Genomic DNA, 19,388 nt, shown 5'->3' on the forward strand with positions numbered 1-19,388 from the left:
TTTTATAAATTTATTATACATTGAATTTTATGAACAAGCAACCTATTGGCATTTTTGATTCGGGTGTTGGAGGCACATCTATTTGGAAAGAAATACATAAATTTTTACCAAATGAAAACACTATTTATTTAGCTGATAGTATTAATGCACCTTACGGACCAAAAGGAAAAGAAGCCATTACTAAACTTTCTATTAAAAACACAGAGTTATTACTAGAAAAAGGTTGTAAAATAATTGTTGTTGCATGCAACACGGCAACTACTAATGCTATAAATTATTTAAGAAACACCTATAATGTGCCTTTTATTGGCATTGAACCTGCTATTAAACCGGCTGCATTACAAACTAAAACTAATGCTGTAGGTATTTTAGCAACTGCAGGAACTTTAAGTAGTGAATTGTTTTCAAAAACTGCAGGAAAATTTGCTAGCCACATTAAGGTAGTAGAGCAAGTTGGCGAAGGTTTGGTTGATTTAATTGAAGCTGGCAAATTACACTCAAATGAAATGACAGCGCTTTTAAAAATGTTTTTGAAACCAATGATACAGGCTAATATTGATTATTTGGTTTTGGGCTGTACACATTACCCTTACTTAATGCCACAACTTATAAAGCTACTACCAAAACATGTAAAAATTATAGATTCTGGAGAAGCGGTAGCTAAACAAACTAAAGCTGTATTAGAGCGTTTAGAATTATTAAATAAAGAAAAAAATACTGCTAATCTTGAGTTTTATACCAATGGTAATTTAGAGGTTTTAAAATTGCTTTTAGAAAAAGATTACAACCTTAGTTATTTAGATTTTTAGTGGCTTTTGCGTTAGCGATTGAACGGTTTGTTTGAAATCCTTTTTGCTTTTTCGCAAAAAGATTGAGTAGTGAAAGCGCGACCCTTGGGTAACGCCCAATTACTCTTTAAACCAGCTAGAGTATTTTATGTAAGCATCGGCAATTCGGTTAATCTCTCCCGAAATTAATTCTTTACTAATATCTTTTATTTTTTTTGCGGGTACGCCTGCGTAAATACTACCGGCTTCTACTTTTGTATTTTGTGTTATAACTGCACCTGCTGCTATTATGGTGTTACTTTCTACCACGCAACCATCCATAATAATGGCACCCATGCCTACTAAAACATTGTCTTGTATGGTACAACCATGCACTAATGCATTGTGGCCAATAGATACATTGTTGCCTATTGTGGTAGGCGCTTTTTCAAAAGTGCCATGAATAACCGCACCGTCTTGCACGTTTACTTTATTTCCCATTTTTATAAAGTTTACATCGCCACGTATAACGGCGCTAAACCAAACACTACATTGGGCTCCCATGGTTACATCTCCAACAATAGTGGCGTTTGGTGCTACAAAACAATCTTGGGGTATTTGAGGTGATTTTCCTCTTACTGGTAATATTACTGGCATAACTTTTTATTTTTTTGAAAACGAAAATCTTATTTATTATTTTATATTTTAAGATATAGTTTTAAATGAAAGTATTACTTAAAATATGATAACAATGCTGCTTTTTTTGATGCTGAAACCATGATTTCTTGTCCGTTGCTTAAAATAACACTTCCGCCCTTTCCTTTTACATATTTTACTACTTCTTTTACGTTTACTAAGTAGCTTTTATGCACTCTTACAAAGCTAGAATTGTTTAGGGCTTCTTCAAAATATTTAAGTGTTTTACTTACTATTTTCTTTTTGTTGTTGTTTAAGTGAATTTCGGTGTAATTATCATCGGCTTTACAAAACAAAATGTCTTGGGTGTTTAAAACCTCAAAACCATCTAACTGCGGTATGGTTATTTTACCATTAACACTATTTGTTTTTGGCACCAAAACTTGATCTTGTAACGCATGCTCTTTAGTTTTAATTTCGGTTACATAATCTACTGCTTTAATAAGTTCATCAATAGAAATAGGTTTCATTAAATAATAGGATGCGTGGGCATTTAAAGCATCAATTGCATAATGGTTATAGGCGGTTACAAAAACGGTTTCAAAATTAACATTGCCTAGTTTATCTAATAAATCAAAGGCGTTGCCATAGGGCATTTCAACATCTAAAAATACTACATCTAAATGGTTGTTTCTAATTAAAACTAAAGCTTCATCAATATTTTCGGCTTCGCCTAAAACGGCAACGTTTGGGCAATATTTACTTAAATAGTTTTTTAAAATATCTCTACTAGTTTGTTCGTCTTCAACTATAATAGCGTTTAGTTTCATATATGTTTTGTTTGAAGCTTTAATCTTTTTTTAGGGTTACAACAACTTTGGTACCGGTGTCTTCAGTTTCTTGAAGATTTGATACTACTACATCTACTTTATCTTTATACATTTTGTTTAAAATAGATACACGCTTTTTAATATTACCCATACCTGTAGAGGTTTGCTTTTTTTGGTTTTGCGTTTTTAAGGCTTTACTTTGAGCCCTACCAATACCGTTATCTTTAATTGTAATTGTTATTTCATTTGATGCTTTTTTTGCAATATTAATATTTAAGTGGCCTTTACTTTTCTTGTAACGCAACCCGTGCCAAACGGCATTTTCAATGTAAGGTTGCAACAGCATTGGTGGAATAACAAAATCTTTTACAGCTACATTTTCATTAACATTTATGGTGTAATCAAATTTATCTTTAAACCTGAAATGTTCTAGTTTTGTGTAAAGCTGAAGCAGTTCAATTTCTTTTTCTAACGGAATAAAATCTTTTTCGCTATTTTCTAAAACAGCACGCATAAGCATTGAAAAATCTGATAGGTATTTATTTGCCGTCCGTTCATCATTTAAAGCTATAAAGCTATTTACCGAATTTAACGCATTGAAAATAAAGTGTGGATTCATTTGACTGCGTAACGATTTTAATGCCAGTAAATTATTTGCAAAACGCTGCTGCCTGTTGTTTTTATACATTAGAAATGCAGCAATAAGTAGCAATAACAAACCGCCAATTAATGAATAAATTATGAGTTTTTGACGTTTAGTTTGCTCTGTATTTAATTGATATTTAGTGTCTGCAAGTGTTTTTTGGCTTTCAAGGTTGTTAATACGGTTTTGTTTGGCAACCAAATCTTTACTGAATTTTGTGGCTTGCGAAATTTCTTGCTCTTTTTTCATGTAAAGCTTATCAACCAAATCTACATAACTTTGGTAAGCAATTAATGCTTTATCAAATTGTCCGGCATCACGATAAATTTCAGATAATTTTCTGGTGGCGTCTTTTTGCACTACTAAATCTTCTTTATCATCAGCTTCTTCAATACTTTTTTCAAGGTATTTTATGGCGTTTCCAATATCATTTTGGTAAGCGTAGGCACTTCCTATTTTGTAGTTTTGGCGTTGGGGTGTTAAAGCGCTTTGGTTGTTTAAAACGGTGTCTTGCTCAATAGATTCAATTTCTTTTAAAGCTTGTTTTCTTAGGTTTATTTCACTTGAAAAATTATTGTTTTTGTTTTTAAAATCGGCCACTTTAATTTTTTCTTCAACTGCGCGTTTTGGATTTTCATTTTCAGCGAGTTTTAGTGATTTATTAAAGAATCCTTCAGCTTCATTTAAAGCACCTTTATCTGTGTAAACTTCAGCAATTTTAGAATTTATATTGGTTATTTTAGGTGTAATTATATGCTTTTTAGCTATGTTTAAGGCCTGATTATAAACACGTATGGCTTTATCAAACTGTTTGGTTGCTTTGTAAACATCACCCAAACCTTCATACAAAATAACTAATTGATAATTTGAGAGTTCTGCCTTGTTAATGTTATTATAAAGCTGAATACTTTCTTGATAATTTTTGTTTTCTTTATAAGCCTTTGCCAGTTTAAGCTCTACAGTACTTGTTTTGCTATTTTGTATACTTATGGTATAGTTTGAAATAGCTAAATCATACTGTTTCCAAAACATGTTAACATCGGCTAAAACTTCATAAGCTTGGGCATTTTCTTTTTTAGAATTACTAATTTTTAAAGCTTGAGTAATAAAGTTAATACTTTTTTTAGCATCTTTTTTTAAATACACTTCAGCAGAGTCTATAAACCAATTAAACTGTGGTTGTATTTTTTTAGAGCGTTTGCTTAAATATTCGTTATCTGCCAATGCATCAACTTCGGGTTCTACCTCAACCAAAATACGCTCACTACTTTTAATGGTGTAATAAATGGTTTCAAAATCTTTATGCCTTATTGTGAGCTGGTCTCCAATACTAGCTTCAATTCTAAATTCGCCAAACATATCGGTAGTTGTATAGGCGCCGCCATTAACTTCAATATTAACATTGGTTATTGGGTTGCGGGTATCACTTTCAAGCACTTTACCTCTAACCGTAAATTTGGTTTGGTTTTGTAATACTTGCCCATGTATTATAGCAACGCTTAACATTATGAGCAAAAAACCTATATTTTTTAAAACTTGGCGCATGTGCAAATTTATATTAGCTAAACTTACGCACTTAAATTGGTTTTATAAAATAGCATATCTACATTTTGTGGGCTTTTTAGCCTTAAAAAGGCGTGCTCACAAATTGTATAAAGGTTTTAACTCACCCAAAAAGCCTGTTCACGCATTGTCGATTTTTTTTAAGAAAGTTTGATTATAGTTTTACTGTAGTATTAAAAATGCTTTCAGAAAAAAATCAAAAAACAAAATCTTATGAAAACACGTATTCAATTTGTATTACTATGCATTGCTTTATCTAGCTTTTTAGCTTGTAATGGCCACAACAAAAAAACACAAAAACTTTTAGTTAGCGCTAAAAAAACAAAACACACTGAACCTAATAAACAATACATAAAAGTAGCGTTACTGTTAGATACTAGTAATAGTATGGATGGTTTAATAGACCAAGCAAAAGCACAACTTTGGGATATTGTTAATGACCTATCATACGCTAAATGCGGCACCAAAAAACCCAATTTAAAAATTGCTTTATACGAATATGGTAACGACCGCCTTAACGGTAATGAAGGCTTTATTAGGCAAGTACTTCCGTTTAGTGATGACTTAGATGATATTTCAAAAGAGCTATTTTCATTAACAACAAACGGCGGCAATGAGTATTGTGGTGCGGTTATTCAAACATCAATAAATCAGCTTAATTGGGGTAACAATCCAGATGATTTAAAACTTATTTTTATAGCAGGTAATGAACCCTTTACCCAAGGCAACGTAAATTATAAAGATGCTGCCACAAATGCTAACGAAAAAGATATAACGGTAAATACTATTTTTTGCGGAAATTACAACCAAGGTGTAACATCACACTGGAAAAATGGTGCCCAATTAACACAAGGCAATTATATGGCCATAGACCACAATAAAGCTACTGTGCACATAGCATCGCCATATGATGATGATATATTAATTTTAAACCAACAATTAAACAAAACATATATTGCCTACGGAAAACAAGGTGTTTCAAAAATGGCATTACAAGCAGAACAAGATGCTAACGCACAAGGTTACAGTAAAGCCAACGCTGTAAAACGAACCATTAGTAAAAGTTCGCATTTATACAAAAACAAATCTTGGGATTTGGTTGATGCTGTTGAAGATGAAGAAATAGTTGTTGAAACTATAAAAGAAGAAGCACTTCCTGAGGCTTTAAAAGGCAAAAACAACGCAGAAATTAAGGCTTACATTGCCCAAAAGAAAGCCGAAAGAACCGAAATTCAGAAAAAAATTCAAGCATTACAAGCTAAACGCAGCAAATACATTTCTGAACAAAAGAAAACCAATAACACCAATGGTTTAGAAAACGCCATGACAAAGGCTATAAAAACACAAGCCAAAAAGAAGAATTATACCTGGGATTAAACACAAAAAAGGCGCGTTTTTAAACGCGCCTTTTTTAATATTGTAAGCTAAATTAATTATTAATTGCCGGACATTTACAATCATAACGTTCTCTACGGCAACCAAAATTAATACCCAGAGTAAACTGGTGAAATCCGCCATTGGTATAAACCACAGAATTTGCCTGATGTGTGTACGTGTAAGCAAACATAAAGTTTTTATAATTTACACCTACAAGTGGTGTTATTTGCTGCAACCTTTGGCTATTTACAGTATTAGTACTTATATATTCGGCACCATCAAAACTGTTTCGGTATGATAAACCTGCCCAAAGTGAACCAAAATCCATTTGCCTATAAACTTTAGCGTTTATATCAATTGAAGCTTCTTCAGTAGCATCTCTATATTGTAACATTACCGAAGGCTCATAACTCCAAGGACTTCCGTATTTTCCTAAAACACCGCCAACAGAAATTAAATAACGTCTTAAATTACTAGTTATATTAGGGTCTTTATTTATCCCTTCGTTATTAAGAATATTTTTAACAGTGGCGTGGGCGTAGTAATCTAAATACTGATATGAAAACCCAAAATCCATATTAAAATTTGTAGCATTTTGCACAATACCATCAATTAAAGGGTCTGGGCCATCAAACAAAAATGACGTTTCATCTAATTGATACTGAATAAAACCAGCACTTAAACCAAAAGAAAGCATGTTTAAATCTACTTCACTTCTAGAAAACATAATGTGGTGTGCATACGTAGCGTAAGCACCTTTTTGCGAGTGAAATCCGTTTTTATCAGCATACACAATACCACCAATACCCGATGGCGAATCTCCAATTCTACCATTAACACTCATAGTTAAAAGTTTAGGAGCATCATCATGACCAAACCATTGTTGTCGTGCTGTAAGCCTTACTTTTGCACAATTAGCGGCTCCGGCCATTGAGGGGTGTATTAAATAGTAATTATCTGTTAAATAATCAGTATAAATAGGCAAGCCCTCTTGTGAAACGGCAATATTGGTTAACACAACCGCTATTACCATTGTTAAAATATTTTTTAATTTCATAAACTTTTCACCTAGTAGGTTTGGTATACATCAAACGTGTTGATTATTAAAAAATTACACAAAAAACATATAAAGTTTTACTCTATTATGCTATGTTTAAAATCTATAGCATAGCAATCAAATATATGGATATCTAAAGTTTTCTTTTAGTATTTTTGTGAAAAATTAGCTAAAATGAATACTTTCAAGGTTTCTGTGCAAGAAACATCCAATAAAGCCATTGTAAAATTTGAAGTAAATCAATTTATAACAAAGCATCAAAGCTTTGAATTTAAAAATATTGATGATGCTAAACCTTCGCCTTTGGCACAACAATTATTTTATCTTCCGTTTGTAAAAAAGGTTTACATTTCGGGTAATTTTGTTGCTGTTGAACGTTTTGATATTGTTGAATGGAACGATGTACAAGACGAAGTAGCGCAACAAATTGAATCCTATTTAAATAATGGCGGTGTAGTTATAACTGAAACTGAGGCTCCTAAAAAGGTGCCTGTAACCGTTTATGCCGAAGCAACACCAAACCCTGCTGTTATGAAGTTTGTTGCTAATAAAAAAATTGTAACAGCTTTATTTGAATTTACCTCCATAGACGAAGCAAAACTATCGCCTTTAGCAACTGAACTTTTTCATTTACCCTTTGTAAAAAGTGTTTTTATTGAAGAAAACTACGTTTCTATAACAAAATATGATGTAGCAGAGTGGCAAGATGTTACAGTTGAAGTACGAGAATTTATAAAGCATTTTATTGAAAGTGGTAAAGATGTTGTGTTACCCGAAGCTGCCGAAACTTTACAAAAAACATCTGCTCAAAAAGATTCAAATTTTGAAGCTTTAGATGATGTTTCAAAAGAAATTGTAAATATTCTTGAAGAATATGTAAAACCAGCCGTAGCTAGTGATGGTGGAAACATTCAGTTTTTATCATATGACGAAACTTCAAAAAACGTTAGTGTATTGCTACAAGGTGCTTGTAGTGGTTGCCCATCATCAACATTTACACTAAAAAATGGCATTGAAAATATGCTAAAACAAATGCTACCTGGCAAAGTAGAAATGGTAGAGGCTATAAATGGCTAAACTTTTTATGTGACTTTTTTTTTCTTTTTGTTTCTAAATAGTAAATACAAAAAGTATAATTTAAAAAAAATGTCATGGCAGTATTAAAAGTTATAGAAGTCTTATCTAACTCTGAAAAAAGTTGGGAAGATGCCACAAAAAAAGCAGTAAAAAAAGCTTCAAAAAGTTTAACTAATATTCGTTCTGTTTACGTGCAAGATCAAAGTGCAAGTGTAAAAGACGGTGAAGTAACAGATTTTAGAGTAAATCTAAAAATAACATTTGAACTAGAATAACTGCCCCCAATCTACTCAAATTATATATATATTTAAAGCACTCTACGGAGTGCTTTTTTCATTTATTTATGTTTACTTTTGAAACTATGCGAAACCTAATATTTATAACCTCTGCACTTTGTATGGCCTTTTTGGGCTGCAAAAGCAAAACGTCTGATACAATGACACATAAATTCACCAATAATCTTATTAACGAAACAAGCCCTTATTTACTGCAACACGCACATAATCCAGTAAATTGGGAAGCTTGGAATGACGCAACTTTAGAAAAAGCTAAAACCGAAAAAAAACTTATGCTAATTAGCGTAGGATATTCAGCTTGCCATTGGTGTCACGTTATGGAACACGAAAGTTTTGAAGATAGTTTGGTTGCTGCCGTTATGAATAAAAATTTTATAAACATAAAGGTTGATAGAGAAGAAAGACCCGATGTAGACCAAGCATACATGAATGCCGTACAACTTATGACTGGTAGTGGCGGTTGGCCTTTAAACGTTGTGGCTTTACCCGATGGAAGACCTGTTTGGGGCGGCACATATTTCCCCAAGGAACAATGGATAAGTATTTTAGAACAAATTACTAAATTATACCAAAACAACCCTGAAAAACTACAGCAACAAGCCGATAATGTTACCAAAGGCATAAAAAGTCTTGACATGGTTGCTCTTAATACAGATGCTCCAACTTTTGAAACCGCTTTTATTGAAAATGCTGTAAATACTTGGTCTCAACAATTTGACCATGAACTTGGAGGCCTTAACAGAGCACCTAAATTCATGATGCCTAATAACTATCATTTTTTATTGCGTTATGCCCACCAAACCAATAATACTAAGCTTTTAAACTATGTAAATCTTACGCTTACTAAAATGGCGCATGGTGGTGTTTTTGATCAAGTTAGCGGTGGTTTTTCTCGCTATTCTGTAGATACCAAATGGCACGTACCACATTTTGAAAAAATGCTTTATGATAATGGCCAGCTTGTAAGCTTGTATGCCGATGCTTATTTACTCACAAAAAACAACCTATACAAACAAACAGTTGAAGAAACGCTTACTTTTATAGAGCGTGAAATGACAACCAATGAGGGTGCTTTTTACTCATCATTAGATGCCGATAGCAACAACACTGATGGCAAACTTGAAGAAGGTGCTTTTTATGTATGGAATAAAGCCGAACTACAACAAATTTTGGCTGATGATTTTGAATTGTTTTCAGATTACTTCAATATTAATGATTACGGACTTTGGGAACATGGAAATTATGTATTAATTAGAAAAGATGATGAAGTTGACATTATTAAAAAGCATAACATTTCAAAAGAAAACCTCAACACAAAAGTTAATTCGTGGAAATCTATTCTTTTAAAAACCCGTAACAAACGCCCAAAACCAAGGTTAGACGATAAAACTTTAACCTCATGGAACGGACTTATGCTAAAAGGTTATATTGATGCCTACCGCGTTTTTCAAAACCCCAAATATTTAGAAACAGCCTTGAAAAACGCTAATTTTATTAGTAATAACATGATGAAGCCTGATGGTGGTTTATTTCATACTTACAAAGAAGGTAAAAGCAAAATAAATGGCTATTTAGAAGATTACGTAACTGTTATTGATGCTTTTATTGCGCTTTATGAAAACACCCTAGACGCAAAATGGCTTAATACTGCAAGAAATTTAACCAACTATACGTTTGATCACTTTTTTGATGAAACTAGCAATATGTTCTTTTTTACATCAAATGAAGATGCCTCACTTGTTTCAAGAAGTATTGAATACAGAGACAATGTTATACCCGGAAGCAACTCTATAATGGCAAAAAACTTATTTAAACTTGGTCATTATTTTGACAATGAACACTTTAACAAAACAGCAATTACTATGCTTAACAATGTTAAACCCGAAATACAAGATTATGCTTCAGGCTATTCAAATTGGTTAGACCTAATGCTAAATTACACCAATTCATACTACGAAGTTGCTATTGTAGGCACAAATGCACAACAAAAAATTGCTACATTAAACCAAACATATTTGCCCAATAAATTAATTGCAGGTAGTACTACCGAAAGTAATATGCCACTACTTTTAAACCGTTACAACCCAAACGAAACACTCATTTATGTATGTGTTAACAAAGCTTGTAAATTACCAGTAAGCGCTGTTGAAAAAGCTATTGAGTTTATTAAAGAATAACCTTTTAAACGTGACAATTTAAAAGATTGTGTGTCTTAATTTACAATGAAGCTGAACACTTCATTTAACAATATTTTCACGTTGTAAAATGAAAAAAACGTACAATAGTTATTAATTTTAAACACTAACAAAAACATCAAATTATGAATTTTGAAAACATTGACACCGAAAAATGGATAAATCTAGCTGCCGAATATGGCCTTAGAGTAATTGCTGCCATTGTTATCTGGATTGTGGGTTCGTGGGTAATTAAAAAACTCTTAAACACCACAAAAAAAGTAATGGCCAAAAGCAATTACGAAGAAAGCCTTCAAAAGTTTTTATTAAACTTACTTGGTTGGGTTTTAAAAATATTACTAATTCTAGCAATACTTGCAAAACTTGGTGTTGAAACCACATCATTTGCTGCCATTTTAGCTGCTGCAGGTTTAGCTGTTGGTATGGCTTTACAAGGTTCATTAGGAAATTTTGCTGGTGGCGTTTTAATTATGATATTTAAACCTATACGCATTGGAGATTTAATTGAAGCTCAAGGTGAAATTGGTGTTGTTAAAGAAATTGAAATTTTTACAACTAAATTAATAGGCTTATCAAACCGTGAAATAATTATACCTAACGGTTCGTTATCAAATGGAAATATTATTAACTATTCTACTGAAGGCACACGACGTGTAGATTTAGTTTTTGGTGTAAGTTATGATGCCGATATTAAGCAAACTAAAGAGGTTTTAATGAATGTACTAACATCTCACCCAAAAGTATTAAAAGATCCGGCACCTGCTGTAACTGTTTTGGAATTAGCTGATAGCTCAGTTAATTTTGCTGTAAGACCTTGGTGTAAAACAGAACATTATTGGGATGTTTATTTTGATGTAACCGAACAAACTAAAGAAGCGCTTGATGCTGCTGGTATTGAAATTCCTTACCCACATCAAGTTGAAATACACAAAGAGTAATTTTTATAATATACTCCAAACAAAAAAAAGACCTGAAAATTCAGGTCTTTTTTTGTTATTTTTTAGGCTTTATAGCCACAAAATCTTTTAAATAATATGGTTCAAAATAAGCGACATCTTCGGTGTTGCTTATTTTATATTTATTATAAGCTAATACACCCATTTCATTTGCCGATGGCAACTTATCTTCAATAAAAATGGCATTTGGGTGGTTTATCAGTTCTTTAGTTTTTGTTACTCCATCACCAATAAAATGTACTTTTCCTTCATTTAAATAATCAAAAAAAGAAGTTTCATCTAAAACTTGGGCTTGTGTATCTCTAATTTGTTTGTAATTAGCATTAAAAATTGCCGAATAAACCTCTAACCTTCTGGCATCTAACATAGCAACAATTACGCCCTTTTCAATATTAACTTGTTGTGCTAAAGCAGATAATGTTGGCACTGAAATTAACGGTTTATCTAGGGCAAATGCTAAACCTTTAGCTGCAGAAACCCCTATTCTTAAACCCGTGTAAGAACCTGGGCCTTTGCTAACGGCTATGGCATCTAAATCTGTTTTTTCAATATTAGCTTCTTTTAAAGCTTCATCAATAAATACATGTAATTTTTCGGCGTGCGAATACCCGTTTCTACTATCTTCTTTTAAGGCAATGGTTTTGCCTTCTTTTGAAACAGATACCGAACAATTGGTTGTTGCTGTTTCTATGCTAAGTATTAATGCCAATTTTCTTCTTAATTTATTAATGTTTTACCCATGTAAAAATCTAAAATTTTTGTTTTAAAAACAAAATCGTATTTCGCATTTATTAAAGAAGATTGTGCGTTAATATAACGTACTCTAGATTGTTCTAACTCAAAAACATTCATAACTCCAATATTATAGCGCTCTTGAGCATTATTAAAGGCTAATTTTTGCGATTCTAATGATTTTTTACTGGCTTGGTACGTTTTAAAAGCTGCTTGGGCATCTGTAAAAGCACGTTGTATATTAGCTTCTAAATCTATTTTAGCTTGCTGTAAATTTAATTTTGAATTTTCTTCTTGAATTTCAGATTTAGCTACCGATGTTTTGTTTTGATATCTTGAAAAAATAGGCACATTTAAACTTAAAGAGAACCGGTGGGATTTCTGATCATTTAATTGTCTGAAAAACGACGCTTCATTTTCTAATAGGTTTGAAAAAAAAGCATTTGAACCAAAGCCATAATTAAAACTTAATGTTGGATAATAACCAGATTTTGAAATTTCTGTACCTAAAGTGGCATTTTCAACGCGCTTTTCGGCTGCTTTTATTTCATTTCTATTCTCTAGTGCGTATGCTAAAATTGGTTTAATATCACTATACAACAAGGCTTCAGACGGTGTATCAATTTCTAATAATTCAACATTAAAACCATCAAAAGGTAACTGTAGTAATTGTGATAATGTTAGTAATGCTAGGGTGTAATTATTTTCGGCTACCGTAACATTCTGCGCATCATTGGCTAAAGTAGCCTCGGAATCATAAATGTTAACTCTTGGTTGTACGCCGGCATCAACCAATTCTTTTACTTGCTCTAATTGTTTTTTTGAAAATTCATACTGTGCTTTAGCTGCTTCTAAATTCTCAATATTAAATAATACATTTAAATACGAATTAACAACGTTTAATGATATGTCGTCTTTAATTCTATCTAATTCAATTTTACTAGTTTCTAAGTTTAATTTAGATTGTTTGTAAAGATTTGTTAATCTAAAACCATTAAATATAGTTTGGTTAGCGCCTAAACCTATACTTGTACTATTATCTGTTCTATCAACAAATTGCCCAGGAAATAATTCTCTATTTCCTAAACTTAAATTCTGATTTATGTTTGCACTAACCGATGGTAAAAACTGCCCTTTTGCAGCAATTACATCTTGCTCTCCAGACAACAAACTGTTTTCGCTTTGTTTTATGGTAATATTATTTTCTAAAGCGTGATTTACACATTCTTGTAATGTCCATTTTTTTTGCTGCGCGAATGTTTGCGCTACAAACACACAAAATAACGCTATAAAAAGTTGTTTTTTCATTGATGTGTTAGTCTTTGTCTTCATCTTCACCTTCCTTTTTATTGTCTTCTTCAGATGCTTTGTTCCAAACCTTTATTTTATCTCCTTCTTCAACACCTTCAATAATTTCAATATTTATACCATCAGAAATACCAGTTTTTACGGTTTTCTTTTTAAAAGCTCCATCTTCTTGCTGAATTTCAACAAATGGTTTATCGGTAATTCGGTTATACTGTAATAAAGCTTCCTTAATGGCCAAAACACTATCTTTTCCTTCAATATCAATTTCAGCATTGGCACTGTAACCTGCCCTTACATTAGTTGTTTCATCTATTTTAACATTGGCTTTAATTGTAAACTGTACGGCACCGTTTTCTTCTTTTCCTTTTGGAGCAACAAAGGTTAAGGTTGCCGGAAATTCTTTATCATCAATAGCGCCAAGTACCACGCTAATTTGTTTACCTTCTTCTAGTTTACCAACTTCAGACTCATCTACTTTTCCTTCAAAAATCATATTGCTCATATCTGCAATGGTTGCAATGGTTGTACCTGCGTTAAAATTGTTACTTTGTATAACTTGATCTCCTTCTCGTACAGGAATTTCTAAAATTGTACCCGATATTTGGGCTATAATGTTTGTATTAGCAGAACCGCCACCAGATATTGACCCGCGTTTTATAATTTGATAATCATTTTGTGCTTGGGCTAAAGCTTCTTTTGCTTGGTTGTATGACAGCTCACTATCTTCAAAATTTTGTACTGAAATTACGCCTTTATCAAATAGTTTTTTATCTCTTGAATATCTTGTTGAAGCATTTTCAAATGATAATTTTGCTGTTGCAATTCTACTTTTTGCGTTTGCTAAACTTTGCTCATTTGGCACCACTCTAATTTTTGCAATTAGCTCTCCTTTTTTTACAACATCACCTTCTTCAACAATTATCTGGTCTACAATACCCGAAATTTGTGGTTTTAATTCAATTTCTTCCTCTGGGTTTAATTTACCTGTTGCCACCGCTTTTGTATTAATTGCTGTGTGAAATGGCTCTTGCACTTTAAACTCTTCAATAGATTTAGAGTTGGCGCTTACAAAATACTTTAACACAAATGCCAGTAGCACAATGGCTACTAAAACTAAAATAAGTTTTACTGTTTTATTCATTTTTTTGATTGTTTATTCTTCTCTTAATGCTTCTATTGGTTTAACACTTGTAGCTTTAAATGCTGGTATTAACCCTATTAATGTACCTAATATTACTAATATAAATAATGCTATAAAAACTACTAAAATAGATACTGATGCGTTTACTAATGTGGCATCATCACCTTGACCAAAAAGGGAATCTAAAAGTATTAATATCCACCCGCCGGTTATAATACCCAAAATACCCGCAACTAATGTTAAAAAAACGGCTTCAACAACAATTTGCCTTTTAATTTCAAAAGGTGTTGCTCCTAAAGCGCGCCTAATACCAATTTCTTTGGTACGCTCTCTTACTGTTATTAGTAGTATATTTCCTATAGCAAAAACACCCGCTATTAATGTTGCAATGCCTACAAACCATGTTAAAAACTGCATACCAGTTAAAAACCCGGTAACTTTACCAAACTCTTTACCTGCGTTTGCACTACCAAAGGCGCGTTTATCATCTGGGTGAATGTTGTTTAAGTTTTTTAATAACAATTTACTGTCTTGTTCAATTTGAACTATATCATAGTTTGGCTTTCCGGTAATCATTACCCAACCTATTTTATCACCTTGATTGAATATTTGCTGAAATGTGGTAAATGGTATGTGCATATCTATTGGTGGCCCCATATTTACATTTGATAGTTTATGCACACCAATAACTTTAAAATTTATGTTGTTTATTAAAATGTATTGCCCAACAGCTTGCTCTTTCTTTTCAAAGAGTTGTTTGTAAATATCTTCGGAAATAACGGTTACTTTACGTTTATTATCTATATCATTTTGATTGATAAAACGCCCGTTTAACAAGCGTTTTTTTTCAACCACATCAAGCAACGGATAATCGCCTGCAACCCTGAAGTTACCCGATTGAAATTTACGTGTTACACTGGTTTGCCTTAAGTTTCGTGGTACTACAAACTCAATACCTTCAATGTTTTCTTCAACCTTTTTAGTATCTGTTAATGACAGTTGTACGCGCCTTCCTTCTTGAAAACCTTTAAACGGTATGCCAGTACTTTGCCCCCAAATAAACACACTGTTTGTTGCAAAATCTCCAAACAGTCTATTAAACTTATTCTCTAAACCTCTGGCAGAGCCTAGTAGGCCAATAAGTAACAAAATACCCCACCAAACACCAACCATGGTGAGTATAGAGCGTAGTTTGTTTTTGCTAAAACTATCAAAAACTTCTTGCCAAGTATCTCTATCAAATAAAAACTTAAACATATTAATCGTTTCTTAAGGCAACTATGGGTTTAATTTTTGATGCTTTTTTTGCCGGAAAATACCCTGCCAAAGCACCCGCAAAAATTAAGGTTAGTGTTGCGCCAATTACTAAACCACTGCTAACACTTGGGTTTTTTATAAAGTAGGTTTCTAAATAGGGCGCTGCTAACTCTAAAACTCCCATACCAATTAACAACCCAAAATAGCCTGCAATGGCAGTAATTAAAATAGATTCTATTAAAATAATAGATACTATAGATTTTGGCGAAGCACCCAACGCTTTTCTAATACCAATTTCTTTTGTGCGCTCTTTAACAATAAATATCATAATATTACTAACACCTACAACACCCGCTATTAAAGTACCAAAACCAATTACTAATATTATAAAACCTAGGCCTACCATCATTTGGTTTACGGCTTTGGTACCTTCGGCTAGATTGAAAAGCCTTATGGCACGCTGATCGTTTTCGGCAACACTAAATTTTTCTTTTAAAGATTTTGTAATGGAGTTTCCAAAATTAATGGCAGCATCATAGCTTAGCTTTGGGTTATAGGTAAGGTGCATCATATCAACAAAATCATTATTACCATACACAAATTGTGCTGTGGTTAAAGGCATATAAATTACGCTTTCTTCGTTATCACCTTCATCATCTGTAAAAACACCAACTATTTTATAGGGTATTCCGCTTAAATCTATATATTTTCCAATGGGGTCTTCTTTTATAAAAAGCTCTTCCTCAACTACTTTTCCTATTACAACTACTTTTGTTTTTTCATCTAAATCATGCTGGTTGATGTAACGCCCAGACTTAATTTTATTGTTTTCAATAAACATATATTCTGGATGGATGGCTCTGAGCTCATAATTGTTTCTTTCGCCTTTGTATGAAGCGCTTGCATTTCTATTTACTTTTGATGTGATGTACTGTACTTTATCTCCATATTCATCTAAAAGCAAATTATAATCTTCATCTTTAAACTGAATGCGCCTTCCTGCTTGTAAGCCTTTGTGTGCTTTGGTTGTTCTGCCGGGGAAAATCATAATAGCATTTCTGGCATCAGAGCCAAACGCTTCTTTAAAGGTGTTTTGCAAACCGTTGGCAATACCAAATAATATGGCAAAAAGTAAAATAGCAAAAGCTATTGTAAACCCTGAAAGTAAACTACGGGTTCTGTTTTTGTTAATACTTTGAAATATTTCTCTCCAAAGGTCTAAATCAAACATATTGGCTAGCTCTAACTTGGGTTACTGGTTTATCTTCCATAATTACACCATCTTTAAGCCTAACAATACGTTTACACATGCTTGCAATATCTTCTTCATGTGTTACCATTAAAATGGTTTTTCCTTCGTCATTTAACTGTTGGATAAACTCCATAATTTCATGCGATGTTTTAGTATCTAAAGCACCTGTAGGCTCATCGGCCAATAATAATTTAGGGTTTGCCGCTAAAGCTCGTGCAATGGCTACACGTTGTTTCTGGCCTCCAGAGAGTTCTTTTGGCAAATGGTGCGCCCAATCTGCAAGTCCTACTTTTTCTAAATGAAATAGTGCTTTTTCTTGGCGCTGTTTACGTTTCATACCTTGGTAATAAAGTGGTAAAGCCACATTTTCTAAGGCATTTTTATAATTTATAAGGTTGAATGATTGAAAAATAAAACCTAAAAACTTATTACGATAAACGGCTGCTTTTTTTTCGGTAAGATTTTTAATAGGAAGCTCATCTAGAATGTATTCTCCTGAATCTGCTTCGTCTAGCATACCAATAATGTTTAAAAGTGTAGATTTACCAGAACCCGAAGACCCCATAATTGCTACCATTTCGCCTTCATTTACTGAAAGATTTATACCTTTTAGAACATGTAAACTAGAGTCTCCTATTGGATAGGATTTATGCAAGTTTTTAATTTCTAACATTTCTTGATTGGTTACAGTGTTATTTTGCACTTATAAACTAGACTACTAACGCAAAGAAATGTTACAAAAATGGTGCTAAAAAGTTTTTATTATTTTTTTAACGTTCTGAATTTCTTATAAATAATAAAAATAATACCACCAACTAACAAATATGGTATTGCCATTAGGTATACAATACCATCATTTATACCTTCGGCTACGGTTTTGGTTTCTTCACTCTCTAAAACCGCTCTACACATAGCACATTGTGCATTACTCTGTATAAAAAAGAGTAAGAATGTTATATATAAAATAGTAGTGCGCTTCATTTACTTAATTATTAATAGTAAGGCGAAATCATAATGTAAACAACCACACCTGTTATGGCAACATATAACCATAGCGGAAAGGTTATTTTAGCTATTTTTTTATGTTTTTCAATGTTGTTTGTAATGGCTCTAACATAGGTAATTAAAACAAAAGGAATTACTGCTACAGACATTATTATATGCGTTATTAAAATAAAATAATACATATATTTAATTACACCTTGGCCTCCAAATTTGGTAGAATCACTGGTTATGTGATACACTATATACATTAATAAAAAAAGCACAGAAAGCCCAAGAGCTACTTTTATTAAGCGTTCATGCAGTTTAACTTTTTTATTTTGAATAGCAATAAATGCTAACACTAATATTAATGCTGTAGCTGCATTTATACAAGCATAAATTGGTGGTAAAAATATTGGTAATTCTGTTGGAATTTTTATACCAAAAAGTGCTGCAACAGCTAACGGAATTACAATTGATAGAATTACTATTAGTTTGTTGTATTTTTTTTCGTTTAACACCTCTTTATTGCTCATACTCATTTGGTTTTCAATTAAAATACAAAACTTATTCGTTTAGTAGTTTTTTTATGTCTTCTTTTAATATACTTATTTGCTCTTTTTGGCCATCATCATTTACCTGTTCTTTTTCAGTAACTATACCATTGTAGTAAATAATAGGGTTTCCAAACGCATCTTTTCTAGAGCGTATAAATCCGTTTTTATCAATTAATGCAAAGTTTCCTGAGTGCTCAAAACCTCCTTCAACTGCAGCGTTTTCTGCGGCATAAATATAAAAACCGTCATTAGCTAATTTATAAATGGCTTCTTTTTCACCTGTTAGCAAATGCCAATTGGGGTTTGTTATGCCATAAGTTGAAGCGTAATTTTTTAACACAGAAACGGTATCGTGCTCTGGATTTATTGTGAATGATGCTACGCCAAAGTTTTCAAAATTTTCAAACTCGTTTTGAACTTCAACTAAATTGGTATTCATTATAGGGCAAATTGTTGGGCATGTGGTAAAGAAAAACTCAATAACATATACTTTTCCTAAATAATCTTTATTGGTAATGGTTTTACCTTTTTGGTTAGTAAAACTAAAATCTGGCACACGCCTGTTACCGTTTTCACCTTGAATAAAAACCAAATCTGTGGCTTGTTTTCCTTTTTCATCAGCATAATCGCTGCGGCTTTCATGCCTTGTAATATCACCTTGGTTAATTCTATCAACAATTCTTGGTACGAAAATGATACCAAAAACTAAAATAATAAATGCAATACCTATGTATGAATAATTCGTTTTTTTACTCATGTT

Annotated in this window: 19 protein-coding genes; 6 read left to right on the forward strand and 13 right to left on the reverse strand. The window is 32.5% G+C overall.

Annotated elements, in window-relative coordinates; translation table 11 throughout:
- Positions 1–29: 29 nt before the first annotated feature.
- Positions 30–809, forward strand: coding sequence for a glutamate racemase (gene murI, locus ACXAG4_RS03555; protein ID WP_475294697.1), 780 nt, complete (start codon positions 30–32; stop codon positions 807–809).
- Between the two features lie 99 nt (positions 810–908).
- Here the strand turns inward: murI and ACXAG4_RS03560 are convergent, their stop codons facing one another.
- From ACXAG4_RS03560 to ACXAG4_RS03570, 3 genes are all read right to left on the reverse strand, one after another.
- On the reverse strand, positions 909–1,424 hold the full coding sequence (locus tag ACXAG4_RS03560; protein WP_475294698.1) for a gamma carbonic anhydrase family protein: 516 nt from the start codon (positions 1,422–1,424) through the stop codon (positions 909–911).
- A gap of 74 nt (positions 1,425–1,498) precedes the next feature.
- Positions 1,499–2,233, reverse strand: coding sequence for a LytR/AlgR family response regulator transcription factor (locus tag ACXAG4_RS03565; protein ID WP_475294699.1), 735 nt, complete (start codon positions 2,231–2,233; stop codon positions 1,499–1,501).
- A gap of 19 nt (positions 2,234–2,252) precedes the next feature.
- Complete coding sequence (locus ACXAG4_RS03570; protein ID WP_475294700.1) at positions 2,253–4,421, reverse strand: tetratricopeptide repeat-containing sensor histidine kinase; 2,169 nt, start codon at positions 4,419–4,421, stop codon at positions 2,253–2,255.
- 231 nt (positions 4,422–4,652) lie between these two features.
- Between ACXAG4_RS03570 and ACXAG4_RS03575 the strand changes: the two genes are divergently transcribed.
- Positions 4,653–5,816, forward strand: a complete 1,164-nt coding sequence (locus ACXAG4_RS03575; protein ID WP_475294701.1) for a VWA domain-containing protein — start codon at positions 4,653–4,655, stop codon at positions 5,814–5,816.
- A gap of 52 nt (positions 5,817–5,868) precedes the next feature.
- Here the strand turns inward: ACXAG4_RS03575 and ACXAG4_RS03580 are convergent, their stop codons facing one another.
- Entirely contained in the window at positions 5,869–6,873 is a 1,005-nt protein-coding gene (locus tag ACXAG4_RS03580) for a PorP/SprF family type IX secretion system membrane protein (protein ID WP_475294702.1), read from the reverse strand.
- Positions 6,874–7,047: 174 nt separating this feature from the next.
- On the opposite strand from ACXAG4_RS03580, the gene ACXAG4_RS03585 reads away from it, so the two are divergent.
- The 4 genes from ACXAG4_RS03585 (at position 7,048) to ACXAG4_RS03600 (ending at position 11,379) form a co-directional block, all read left to right on the forward strand.
- Positions 7,048–7,950, forward strand: coding sequence for a NifU family protein (locus tag ACXAG4_RS03585; RefSeq protein WP_475294703.1), 903 nt, complete (start codon positions 7,048–7,050; stop codon positions 7,948–7,950).
- Positions 7,951–8,024: 74 nt separating this feature from the next.
- Positions 8,025–8,225, forward strand: a complete 201-nt coding sequence (locus ACXAG4_RS03590) for a dodecin family protein (protein WP_147138163.1) — start codon at positions 8,025–8,027, stop codon at positions 8,223–8,225.
- 161 nt (positions 8,226–8,386) lie between these two features.
- A complete protein-coding gene (locus tag ACXAG4_RS03595; protein WP_475294704.1) occupies positions 8,387–10,423 on the forward strand; it encodes a thioredoxin domain-containing protein in 2,037 nt (678 codons plus the stop codon).
- Positions 10,424–10,566: 143 nt separating this feature from the next.
- Positions 10,567–11,379 (forward strand): mechanosensitive ion channel family protein, encoded by an 813-nt coding sequence (locus ACXAG4_RS03600; protein ID WP_475294705.1) that lies wholly within the window; start codon positions 10,567–10,569, stop codon positions 11,377–11,379.
- Positions 11,380–11,434: 55 nt separating this feature from the next.
- On the opposite strand, the gene tsaB is transcribed toward ACXAG4_RS03600, so the two are convergent.
- From tsaB to ACXAG4_RS03645, 9 genes are all read right to left on the reverse strand, one after another.
- Positions 11,435–12,106, reverse strand: a complete 672-nt coding sequence (tsaB, locus tag ACXAG4_RS03605) for a tRNA (adenosine(37)-N6)-threonylcarbamoyltransferase complex dimerization subunit type 1 TsaB (protein ID WP_475294706.1) — start codon at positions 12,104–12,106, stop codon at positions 11,435–11,437.
- 8 nt (positions 12,107–12,114) lie between these two features.
- Complete coding sequence (locus ACXAG4_RS03610) at positions 12,115–13,461, reverse strand: TolC family protein (protein WP_475294707.1); 1,347 nt, start codon at positions 13,459–13,461, stop codon at positions 12,115–12,117.
- On the reverse strand, positions 13,445–14,578 hold the full coding sequence (locus ACXAG4_RS03615) for an efflux RND transporter periplasmic adaptor subunit (RefSeq protein ID WP_475294708.1): 1,134 nt from the start codon (positions 14,576–14,578) through the stop codon (positions 13,445–13,447). Before ACXAG4_RS03615 ends, ACXAG4_RS03610 begins: the two co-directional genes overlap by 17 nt.
- A 12-nt stretch (positions 14,579–14,590) precedes the next feature.
- Positions 14,591–15,835 (reverse strand): ABC transporter permease, encoded by a 1,245-nt coding sequence (locus ACXAG4_RS03620; RefSeq protein WP_475294709.1) that lies wholly within the window; start codon positions 15,833–15,835, stop codon positions 14,591–14,593.
- A 1-nt stretch (position 15,836) separates the two neighbouring features.
- The gene (locus ACXAG4_RS03625; protein WP_475294710.1) at positions 15,837–17,066 is read right to left on the reverse strand and encodes an ABC transporter permease; all 1,230 of its coding nucleotides are present in this window, start codon (positions 17,064–17,066) and stop codon (positions 15,837–15,839) included.
- Positions 17,059–17,760 (reverse strand): ABC transporter ATP-binding protein, encoded by a 702-nt coding sequence (locus ACXAG4_RS03630; RefSeq protein ID WP_475294711.1) that lies wholly within the window; start codon positions 17,758–17,760, stop codon positions 17,059–17,061. Before ACXAG4_RS03630 ends, ACXAG4_RS03625 begins: the two co-directional genes overlap by 8 nt.
- An 89-nt stretch (positions 17,761–17,849) precedes the next feature.
- Positions 17,850–18,068 carry a hypothetical protein gene (locus ACXAG4_RS03635; protein WP_475294712.1) on the reverse strand — a complete coding sequence of 73 codons (219 nt, stop codon included), beginning with the start codon at positions 18,066–18,068 and terminating at the stop codon, positions 17,850–17,852.
- 11 nt (positions 18,069–18,079) lie between these two features.
- Positions 18,080–18,607 (reverse strand): DUF420 domain-containing protein, encoded by a 528-nt coding sequence (locus ACXAG4_RS03640; protein ID WP_475294713.1) that lies wholly within the window; start codon positions 18,605–18,607, stop codon positions 18,080–18,082.
- Between the two features lie 31 nt (positions 18,608–18,638).
- Positions 18,639–19,385 carry an SCO family protein gene (locus ACXAG4_RS03645; protein ID WP_475294714.1) on the reverse strand — a complete coding sequence of 249 codons (747 nt, stop codon included), beginning with the start codon at positions 19,383–19,385 and terminating at the stop codon, positions 18,639–18,641.
- Between the last annotated feature and the right edge of the window lie 3 nt (positions 19,386–19,388).

Source organism: Seonamhaeicola sp. ABD4_175 (genome assembly GCF_056160885.1).